The organism is Demequina sediminis, from assembly GCF_039545075.1.
Classification (GTDB): Bacteria; Actinomycetota; Actinomycetes; order Actinomycetales; family Demequinaceae; genus Demequina; species Demequina sediminis.
The window spans coordinates 1-9570 of the sequence record NZ_BAABRR010000021.1 but is presented as its reverse complement, the minus strand read 5'-3'; the positions used below and the strand labels follow the sequence as shown (position 1 = coordinate 9570).

The window sequence follows — 9570 nt, the reverse complement described above, 5'->3', positions numbered from 1 at the left end:
GACTCGAAGTCCTCGCCCGCTGCCGCCTCACCGCCGTGCCCAACACCGGCATCGAGGAGGTGACCGAAACCCTCGCACTCACCGCCTGACGAAGGAACCCGCTACACCACTCCACGGGACTTGACCGCAGTCTGCTCGGTCATGTGGTTCCTCCGTCGTATTGGCGGCTGCCCCTCAGCGGCCGATGCACAGCCCCAAGGGTAAAGGACCTGCGATACGTGTGACAAGCGCCACGCGGCGAAAAACGCCCTACCGTGTTATCGACAAGACGGCGCGTTCCTGAAGTGCAGCGAGCACCTCGCGCACGGCCGCACCGGGATCGCCGGAGGGTGGCGCACCGAACACTCCCTCGAGGTACGAGGTCAGCGCGGCAACGGTGACACCGTCACCGGTGCAGTACAGCGCCGCCTCCGACGCCAACGGCGAGAGCAACGTGACGTCGTTGCCCACGAGCACCAGCACCTGTCCATCGCGCTCGAGCAGGTCGTCCCAGGCGGCGCTCACGACCGCATCGTCCGGAATCATTCGCCGCCCCCGAGAAGCCCCGGCACCATGGGTAGCACCGTGCGGACATCGCGGTAGGTGAGACGCGACAGCCCGCCGACAGCGTCGACAAGGTCGGACAGCGCGTGAAGCCTGCCGGGCGTCTTCGACAGGTACGACATCTGCTCGGCCAGGATCGCGATCCCCTCCAGATGATCGATCGGCGTGATCGCCGGCTCCTCGGGCCCGTCCTCTCGGCGATCGAGGATCACCAACCGGCGCAAGCGCAGCGGCACGTCGGGCAAGACTGCCAGATCGAGCGAGTCCGCGCCCCACTGCTCCTTGATGTGGGTCAGCGAGTCGATCACGGACAGCGGCTTGGGATACGGCAACACCGTCAGGTCGCCGGGCGAGATCGCAAGGGTCTCGTCCGTGACGTAGCCGTAGTGAGCGCCCAACGTCCGCGACAGAGTGGTCTTGCCGGTGCCCGACGGCGCGACGAACCCCACGACGGAGCCGTCCGGTCCCGCGAGTCCGGCGGCGTGGAGCATGATCAGTGTCCCCACGCGCGCCTCGATCGCGCGGACGGTGACGGCGGAGCTGAGGAAGTGCAGTGCCGTGTCGACGTCCGGGTAGGCGAGCGCTCCGGACAGGCGCGCTCGGGCCAGCACCGCATCGTCCGCGTCGACCACCACGGACACGGTGGTCTCGGGGTCACGGTCCTCGACCAGGCACCGTCCCCACGCACGGTGACCCGCCGTGGCCAGGGCGTCGCGCTCGGAGCCGGAGCACACGATCCCGACCGCGACACCGAAGGCGTCGACGGTGCACGTGGGCTCCGCCGCGCTCTCCCGCCGCTCCCCGGCGGTGCCGATGGGCCGCACGGGCGCCATGGACGCCCAGATCTCCGCGATCCACCGTGTCGCCTGGTCGATCGCATCGCACGCGGCGCGCATCCGCTCCTCGAAGTCGTCCCAGTCGGGCAGGTCGAAGTCGTCGGGCACATCGGCGGTCCGCAGGCGCGCCTCGAGCAGCCGCGGGTGATCGGGCAGAGGGGCGGCGTCGACCACCTCCTCGTAGAGGAAGCCGATCTCCGACAGGGTGAAGGCGCGGCCGCGGGCCCGGGGGTAGCGCAGGCAGAGCTCGTCGCGCTCCCACCACGTGCCGCAGAACACCATGCTGGCGGCCTCGACCATCGCCTCGGAGACCGAGCGGGTGCGGAAGCCGTGGGCGTTGCCGCCGAGCCGCTCGATCTGGGCGGCGGCCGTGGGGTCCATGCGCTGGCCGTCGTCGGCGTTGAGACCCGCCGACGTCACGCGGATCACGTCCGCGGGGATGCCGTGGCGGGACAGGTGGTGGCGGAGCATGCGCTCGCCCACGGCGGAGCGCCCCTGGTTGCCCGTGTCGACGATGAGGACGCGGAACGCGGTCCCGGACTGCCAGGGTATGTCAGGACCGCTCGGCGCGCCGAGCACACGCGACAGGCAGAGTGACGCGCATGGTCACAGATACCTGGAACTCAATGTTGTCCCTCGCTTCGCCACTGGTGTGCTCGCTCGTCAGTGTAGGCGAGCGTTCCGAGCGCATCGACACGCGGGACGATGCACCCCGCCAGGACCGGTCGCACTCGCGCCTAGCCGCGCACGTCACCGCTAGTTCGCCAGGTGCGCCGGATCGCGCCGGGCAGTTGCGCGAAGCCGCGCGCGAGGCGGCGACCTCGGAGCGTGGCGACCGCCCATCGCGAACGCCCCTGGTACGCGTAGCCAGCGATCAACTCCTCGCGCTTGGGCCAGAGAAGTCGCAGCGCTAGCCCAAACCGGGACCCCCCACGTCCGACATACAGCGCGGCGACAGCCTGCGATACGAGGGTGCCGCCGCCGCTGGTGCGGAGGTCCCACTCGAGCTCTGCGGAAGTGGAAGGCGCGGGCCGCGGTGCACCGCCCCGGGTAGCGAGGACGGGCGCCATAGCGTACGCCGCACCCGACTGCCCGGCCAGTCGCGCGAGCGACTCTCGCTCAGCCACAGGCAGCGCTTCGACCGTGCGGATGATGCGCTCGACTTCCGCATCCGTGGAACCGGCACCTACGGACGCACGGAGTGAGCTGAGGGACTCCACCACCAGCGCACCCAACCTGTCGGGGGCCCAACAGCTCACGCCCGCTGCCTCGAGCGGCTCGCGGCGCTCCCACAGGGAGTCGAAGGCGCGGTCAGCGCCCTTGGTGAAACCGGGGAACTCGTGGTGAAGGTCAATGGCGATCGGCCATCCGGGATGGACCAGCGTCTCGGCGTGACCCACCACCGTTTGCGTCGCCGCCATGGTCGTGGTCGCACTCCACCCGCGCGGGCGAGCGCTTGGCGGGCGGCCGTGGCCTGCTCGGCCCGCACCAGCACATCAACATCGGCGGACCACTTGGGCGGACGTAGCCCGCGCAGATCCGCGACGGCACCCTTGATGACAAGGCAGTCAATTCCCGCCGTCCCGAGCGCGTGACCGACCGCCGCTGCGAGCAGCATCCACACCGCTCGATGTGTGTCGGCGCCGCTCTCCATCAGCCCCGTGCACGGTGCTTCGGCTGCGCCGGGGGGACGATGCTATCCCAGCCCTGGGTGGGGAGCTTCGTCTCCTGTGCCTGCGCCTGGGGGGTGGAGGGCGTGCGGTCGCGGCGAGGCGCCTTGGGGTCGGCGTACTCGTAGTCGTAGGCGTAGGCGTACTTGTCCTTGTGCGCGCCCTTGCGTGGGACCGCGTCGAGGATCACTCCGAGGGCGCGGCCGTTGACCCGGTCGAACGCCTGCAATGCCTTATCGAGCACGTCGATGGTGGTCCGGCCCGCGCGGGCCACCACCACCGCGCCGTCGGTGCGGGCGGTGAGAATTGCGGCGTCGGTCACGGGGATCAACGGCGGTGTGTCGACTAGGACGATCGCGTCCTCGGGGAAGCTGTAGAGCAGCGTCCGCATGGCACCCGAGCCAAGCAACTCCGAGGGGTTGGGCGGGATCACGCCGGCGGCCATGACGTAGAGGTTGTCGGTAGGCCCGTACGGCTGGAGAACCTCCTCAGCGCGAACACGGCCGACCAGCACGTCGGTCAGGCCGGCGCCGTCGGGCAGGCCCAGGTTCGTGGCGAGCGTGGGGCGACGGAGGTCCGCATCGATCAGGACCACGTTGGTGCCGGACTCGGCGATCGCCTCGGCCAGCTTGTAGCTGACCGTGGACTTGCCGTCGCCGGGAAGCGAGGACGTCACCACGATCACCCGTGGCGGGTTGTCCACGTCCAGGAACATGAGATTGGTGCGGAGTTGGCGCACCGCCTCCTTCATGGCGAAGTCCGATGTGGCGCGGACGGGGCCCATCTTGGCAACCGACTCGTCGAACGGGAGGGCGCCCACCACGGGGATGTCGAACTCTCGCTCGACGTCCTCGGCGGAGCGCAGGCGGCGGTCGAGCGTGGCGCGAGTGAAGGCGAGAGCGACGCCTATAGCGAAACCCGCGAGCAGGCCGATCGCAGCCGCCTGCTTTTCATTGGGAGCAAATGGCGCGCCCGGCGTGTTCGCCGAATCGAGCGTCTGCAACGCGACCACGGACTCCGCGCCGTCCTCAGCGCCCGTGCCGGTGCCGCTCTCGAGTTCCGCGACCACTTGCGTCATGCCGTAGATCCACGCTTCAGCGAGCGCGCGTGCATCCTCGGCGTCGGTCCAGTCGCTGTGACTCGTAGCAACGCCGTCTCGCTCGGGTTAGAAACGGTGACACGGCCCGCCAAACCGCCAGTGTTGACGCCGGCCCCCAACTGCTCCGCGGCGTACTCGGCGACGCGACCGGACTTCGCGACGTCCAGGTATGACTTGACTCGCGACTTTGCGTAACTGTCACCCACCGTGGCGTCACCGAGCGAGGTCGAGGCTCCGGTGGTGATGATCGCGGAGCCGGTCGAAGCGTAGACCTTGTCCTGCGTGAGAGTCCAACCGAAGGCGAGCGCGCCGCCCAGAATCGTGAGGAGCACCACGATCAGCCAGTGCGCGCGCAGCACCTGCACGGTGTCTCTGAATTCCACTGTTCCCCGTCCAGTCGGCGATCTCGCGCCAGTGTACTTGGCCCGAAGGCGCAAGGACGCTACCACCCCGCGTCCGCGCCGCACGAGAAGCGCCTGACTTGCCGCGGTGTGAGCGCGTTCTGCACAATCATGTTCGATTTCCGGCGAGCCGCAACGCGAGCCCGGGTGGGGGCACAACCCCTAGACGTATACACTGACATGTCAAGTCTTGACGCACAGGCGAGGGGGCGACCATCCATTCCCTATCGGCGGCCCGCACAATGCGCGTGGGTCGGCGCGGCGGTTCGCCTCGCGAAGCCTTGACAGCTAGTCGCCAGCAGAACATCACCTCGAGAGCCAATCGCTTCCTGGTTCTGGTCGCCGTCATCTGGGGCCTCGAAGGTGCCCTGCGCAAGTGGGTCCCTGGCATGGACCAGATGGGAGCCGTGGCGCGAGACGCGCTTCTGGTCGGAGTCCTCGCCCTGTTCTACGTGCTCGGAGCACCGCGCCGGGAGAACCGCGTATGGCCCATCGTATGGATCGCCACCGCCTTCCTTGCCGTCCATGGCCTGCTAAATGTGATCATCGGCAACACGACTCTCCACGTTACGGCGCTCGGCATGCGCTCCTACTTGGTTCCGCTGCTCGTGGTCGCGTTCGCCTTGACTTACGCCGATTCGAGGGCGCTCGAGCCGGTTCGCGTGGCCCTAAGTCTCCTCGTTCTGGTCAACGTGGCAATCGTGATCGTCCAGGTTCGCAGTGCTCCCTCCGCAGGCATCAACCTCGAGATCAGCGGAATCGACGCGCACTTCGTGAACCCCGGTGGCGTGGTTCGCGCTACGGGCACGTTCGCTGCGGTCTCTGGCCTCGCGTCGTTCCTTCCAGTTGGACTGGCGCTATCCCTCGGCGGAGTCCTGGATAGCGCTCGATTCCGAGCCGTCCACGCGGCAGCAGCGTTGTCGTGTGTCGTAATTGCAGCAGTGGGAGGATCGCGCGGCGCACTCGTAGGCGCTGCGATCGTGGGCGCGGCGGCTGTGGCCGTTCTTGCCGCACGCTTGACATGGCACTCTTGGACGGGCTTGTTGGCCATCACAGGAGCCGCGGTGACCGCCGCGTACGTTGTCGCGCAAACGTTGCCGCAAGTCATCGAGTCATTTGGTGCACGAGTGGAGAATGCTGCCAACGTCGAGTCTCCCTCCGGGCGCGTGGGGAACGGCATCTTCGGCTTCCTCGCCACGGACTTCCCGGTGCTCGGCCACGGCGCAGGTTCGCATAGCAGTGGGGGCTTCGCGCTCGCTGGACAGGACTGGCAGGAAGAGGAGAAGTTCCGCTGGGTCTTCGAACTTGGCATTGTCGGATATGCACTCGCGATCGCTTCCCTGATCGCGGGCCTCATTGGTGTCGTCTACCTCATCGGCTCGCTTCGCCGCGCGAGCGCAACGCATCTGTTGACCGTTGCTGCGGTCACCACCGTCGTGCTCTATGGCGGAATAACCCAACAGCCGACGACTCAAGGGGCTCTCGGCATCATGGCGGTCGCGCTCTGGATGACCCGGCCCGCGGACCCGGACGCTGACGGGGCGAGTCCTCCTCATCAGCGTCGCATTGCGACGACACCAAGACGCGCAGGGAGCACCCGGAGCAGTTTCCGAGTTCGGCATCGCGCCTGAGCCCATCGCAAACGGCACACCAAGCGCCAGAACGACCAATCCGGGAAAGGACCCAAAACGCCCATGGCGAGGATCGACATCGTGTTCCCCGGAGCTCACCTACCCCAGGACGGCATCGGCGATCACACGCGCTGGCTCGCGGAGGGACTTGGCGTCCGGCATGACGTGACCGTACTCGGCCGCGGAAAGGGTGGGGACATCCCCAACGCTGAGTACGCTGACGTATGGGGGGCTCGACCGCTTCGAGACCTCGGAGGCCTACGTCGCTACCTTTCTACCCAGCACCCAGACCTCCTCGTGATTCAGTTCGAGCAATTCAGTTACGGCCCTCGTGGCTTCAATCCCGATTTGCCGAGGGTCGTGCGCTGGGCGCGAAGGACGATGCCTCGAACACGAGTCCTCGTGTTTATGCACGAGACCTACACCATGCCAACCAGAGCAGGTACCGCCGCAATGTGGACTTATCAACGTCCTCAGGCGCGAGGACTGGTGCGGAATGCCTCCCAGGTGTTCCACTCATGCGATGGCGGTCTAAGCCGGTTGGGGAAGCTCAACCGTGCGTCTTCTGTGGTCCCGGTCCCATCGAACATTGTCCGCGTGGCAACAGACCCGGCATCCGAACGACTGCGCTGGGGCATCGACCAGGACGCATTCGTGGTCGGCACCTTCGGCCACATCACGGAACCCCGTCTGCTGCAACTGGTACCGATGCTGCGAGCGATCTCGGAAATCCGTCCGATCACGCTGGCGTACGTCGGGAAAGACGTGGCGATGGCGGATCGCCTGCGCCCCGAGGTCCGCGGTCGACTTGTCACATTTGAACGACCTTCGCCCGCTGATGTCTCCCGACTGCTCTCGACATTCGACCTCGCCCTTGCGCCGTTCATCGACGGTGTCAGCGCCCGACGCGGATCGTTCGCAGCGCTGGTTGACCACGGGGTACCTACGGTCACCAACCGGGGTGCGAATACTGACAGATTCCTAGTGGATCTCGCGAAAATGGGTCTATTTGAGTTGTCTACTAATGACTTGCTGGCTGAGACTGCGGCGCGATTGGCGGCAAGCGACCCGCAGCGTGACGCGCTTCGCACGGCGGCCTTGGCGAACCGCGACCTCATGCCGTCGCGGGCGTCTACGGTCGAGGCCGTCGAAGCGTGTCTCCCGCCGGTCCAGGTCGGGGCTGGACCGGCCCTCGACACCTGATTGTGCAGGGTAGGCGTAATGTGTCGCGTGGAGTTGGCACCCTCACCGGAGCAGACCGCAAGAGGTCACCAGATGGTGGGCGCGGGGCGCCCGCGCCCACCCTGCCCGCTATGGTTCTGGACATGGCAGCGGACAGAGGAACGCTAGCGGTCTTCGGCGACTCGATCGCGAATGGCCTCGGGGTCGCCGAAGGCCGGTATGCGGTCACGCTCGCGAACAGATGGGGTCTTGAACTGGAGGATTGGAGCGTAACTGCGGGCATGGTGACCGGAGCGCTGGATCGGCTTCCCGCTAACTCAGCCCCGCAAGTCACCATCATCGCGCATGGGATCACTGAGGCGATCGTGCGACCCTCGGAAGCCTCGTTACGCCTTCTCCCAAAGCGATGGCGTCGCCCGGGTTGGATGGATCCACGGCCGTACTTCTCCACGCGATGGCGTCGACGGGTCCTTGAGAGGATCGAATCGGGCGTGAGATGGCGCGTCAAGAATGTGGCGATCAGAATGGGAGCCACGACCCAGTTTGTCCCCGTCGCGAGTTTCGATAGGGCGCTTCGTGCGACGATCGCAGAACTACACAGGCGCGGCGCGCGGGTCATTGTGCTTGGGGCTCCGGACCTGGACGAACGCTTCTTTCCGGGTTCGCCTCGCGAACTCCAGGAGTACGGGGTAGTGGCCCAAAGCGCGGCATCGGATCTGGGCGCGACATGGGTGCCGCTTGCTGGAGAACTGTCCCGGTGGTCTGACTTCTTCGCGGACCACTTCCACCCGAACCAAGAAGGTCACAACCGCATTGCCAGCACCATTGAGCGCTATTTCCAACTTGGGCCTGGCAATGGATGAGGAGGAGAGCCTCTGGCGTAGGCTTACTTCCCATTGCGCGCCTTCAGCGATCGAGTCCCAAGGCGTCCTCACCATGGTCGCGGGCGGGTCGCGCGGTGCACGAGCACCGCTCGGATAGCATGTGCCCGTGAAAGTCGACCTCCTGACTCTCACAGGTCTAGTGCCCCACGGTGATCGCGGGTAGGCAGTCGAGGATGGCACGGGCGTCGGCGTCGATCTGTGGTTCTGCGGTGAGTTCGTGGGGGCCGACTCCGATCCGCACGGACCGCAGGGGCTGCAGGGTGCGCACGAGCTTCTTGATCGACACCCCGGTCGCCGTGGTGAGGTGCCTCGTGATTGCGAGGGCGGCGAAGACAACGGTCAGGTGTGCCTCGATCGCGTCTCTTTGGCGATGGAACACCGGCCGGGCCTTCAGGTCGGACTTCGTCATCCTGAACGACTGCTCGACCTTCCACAGGTCGTGGTAGGCGCCGATGACGGCGCTGCCAGGCATGATCTCTGGCGGGAGGTTGGTGACGTAGCCCTTGATGCCGGCGAGTTGGCGCGCGCGGTCGATGGTGGCTTGGTCGAGCTCCTTGCGCGCCCCGGACACCTTCAAGAACCGTGCCTTGCGTAGCGGCATAGCGCCGGCGGCGATCTTCTCGGCCTTGGCGATCGGTCAAGTCCCGTGGAGTGGTGTAGCGGGTTCCTTCGTCAGGCGGTGAGTGCGAGGGTTTCGGTCACCTCCTCGATGCCGGTGTTGGGCACGGCGGTGAGGCGGCAGCGGGCGAGGACTTCGAGTCCGAGGTAGCGCTTGGTGGGGTTGACGGCTCTTCACAATTGAGGCTGTAGCGGCCACTCGATGGTGAACGGTCGGGGGTAGGGGTCGAGGTCCTCCAGGATGGAAGTTCCTAAGCTCACCGTCCGGAAGACCTCGACTTGTCTCACGCTACCTTCGGCGCGCCCGATCTCACGACCTTCTGCAACCTCGACGACCTGGGCCTGACGGTCACGGGCCAGCGCATCGACGCCGATCGGGCGGTGCTCGAGTGCCGCGTCGCTGTGATCGACGATGTCTGCCACGGGTGCGGTGATCGTGCTCGCTCGCTGGGTACGCAGTCGCGCTTCCTCGCTCACGAGCCCTTCGGGTGCCGGCCCACGACGCTGCTGGTCCGGGTGCGCCGATACCGGTGCGAGCCGTGTGATCGGTTCTGGCTCGACGACCTGCGCACCGTGGCTGATCCACGGGCGAAGATCTCGCGGGGTGGACTCGCGTGGGCACTACGCGCACTCGTCGTGGACCACCTCAGCGTGTCGCGGATCGCGGCGGGGCTCGGGGTCGCGTGGAACACCGCGAACGACGCGG

Annotated in this window: 8 protein-coding genes and 2 pseudogenes; 4 read left to right on the top strand and 6 right to left on the bottom strand. The window is 66.8% G+C overall.

The features are described 5' to 3' along the window. Positions 1-249: 249 nt before the first annotated feature. The 5 genes from ABEA62_RS12615 to ABEA62_RS12595 all read right to left on the bottom strand — a co-directional run bounded on the left by ABEA62_RS12615 (position 250) and on the right by ABEA62_RS12595 (position 4531). On the bottom strand, positions 250-504 hold the full coding sequence (locus tag ABEA62_RS12615; protein ID WP_286214854.1) for a hypothetical protein: 255 nt from the start codon (positions 502-504) through the stop codon (positions 250-252). Between the two features lie 17 nt (positions 505-521). Continuing rightward, the gene (locus ABEA62_RS12610) at positions 522-1958 is read right to left on the bottom strand and encodes an arsenate reductase/protein-tyrosine-phosphatase family protein (protein ID WP_286214852.1); all 1437 of its coding nucleotides are present in this window, start codon (positions 1956-1958) and stop codon (positions 522-524) included. 158 nt (positions 1959-2116) lie between these two features. Continuing rightward, the gene (locus ABEA62_RS12605; RefSeq protein WP_345380421.1) at positions 2117-2800 is read right to left on the bottom strand and encodes a P1/P2 acidic ribosomal protein; all 684 of its coding nucleotides are present in this window, start codon (positions 2798-2800) and stop codon (positions 2117-2119) included. Positions 2801-3032: 232 nt separating this feature from the next. Then, positions 3033-4127 (bottom strand): tyrosine-protein kinase domain-containing protein, encoded by a 1095-nt coding sequence (locus tag ABEA62_RS12600; RefSeq protein ID WP_345380419.1) that lies wholly within the window; start codon positions 4125-4127, stop codon positions 3033-3035. Beyond that, the gene (locus ABEA62_RS12595) at positions 4124-4531 is read right to left on the bottom strand and encodes a YveK family protein (protein WP_286214847.1); all 408 of its coding nucleotides are present in this window, start codon (positions 4529-4531) and stop codon (positions 4124-4126) included. Before ABEA62_RS12595 ends, ABEA62_RS12600 begins: the two co-directional genes overlap by 4 nt. Positions 4532-4797: 266 nt before the next feature. Between ABEA62_RS12595 and ABEA62_RS12590 the strand changes: the two genes are divergently transcribed. From ABEA62_RS12590 to ABEA62_RS12745, 3 genes are all read left to right on the top strand, one after another. Continuing rightward, the gene (locus ABEA62_RS12590; RefSeq protein ID WP_286214846.1) at positions 4798-6180 is read left to right on the top strand and encodes a hypothetical protein; all 1383 of its coding nucleotides are present in this window, start codon (positions 4798-4800) and stop codon (positions 6178-6180) included. 597 nt (positions 6181-6777) lie between these two features. Continuing rightward, the gene (locus ABEA62_RS12585) at positions 6778-7383 is read left to right on the top strand and encodes a glycosyltransferase family protein (protein WP_286214844.1); all 606 of its coding nucleotides are present in this window, start codon (positions 6778-6780) and stop codon (positions 7381-7383) included. Between the two features lie 110 nt (positions 7384-7493). After that, a complete protein-coding gene (locus tag ABEA62_RS12745) occupies positions 7494-8225 on the top strand; it encodes an SGNH/GDSL hydrolase family protein (RefSeq protein WP_350226839.1) in 732 nt (243 codons plus the stop codon). Between the two features lie 157 nt (positions 8226-8382). Here ABEA62_RS12745 and ABEA62_RS12580 read toward each other — a convergent pair. Continuing rightward, positions 8383-8880, bottom strand: a pseudogene (locus tag ABEA62_RS12580) (IS1634 family transposase); the annotation flags it as partial. 263 nt (positions 8881-9143) lie between these two features. Between ABEA62_RS12580 and ABEA62_RS12575 the strand changes: the two are divergent. Further along, positions 9144-9570: pseudogene (locus ABEA62_RS12575) on the top strand (ISL3 family transposase); the annotation flags it as partial.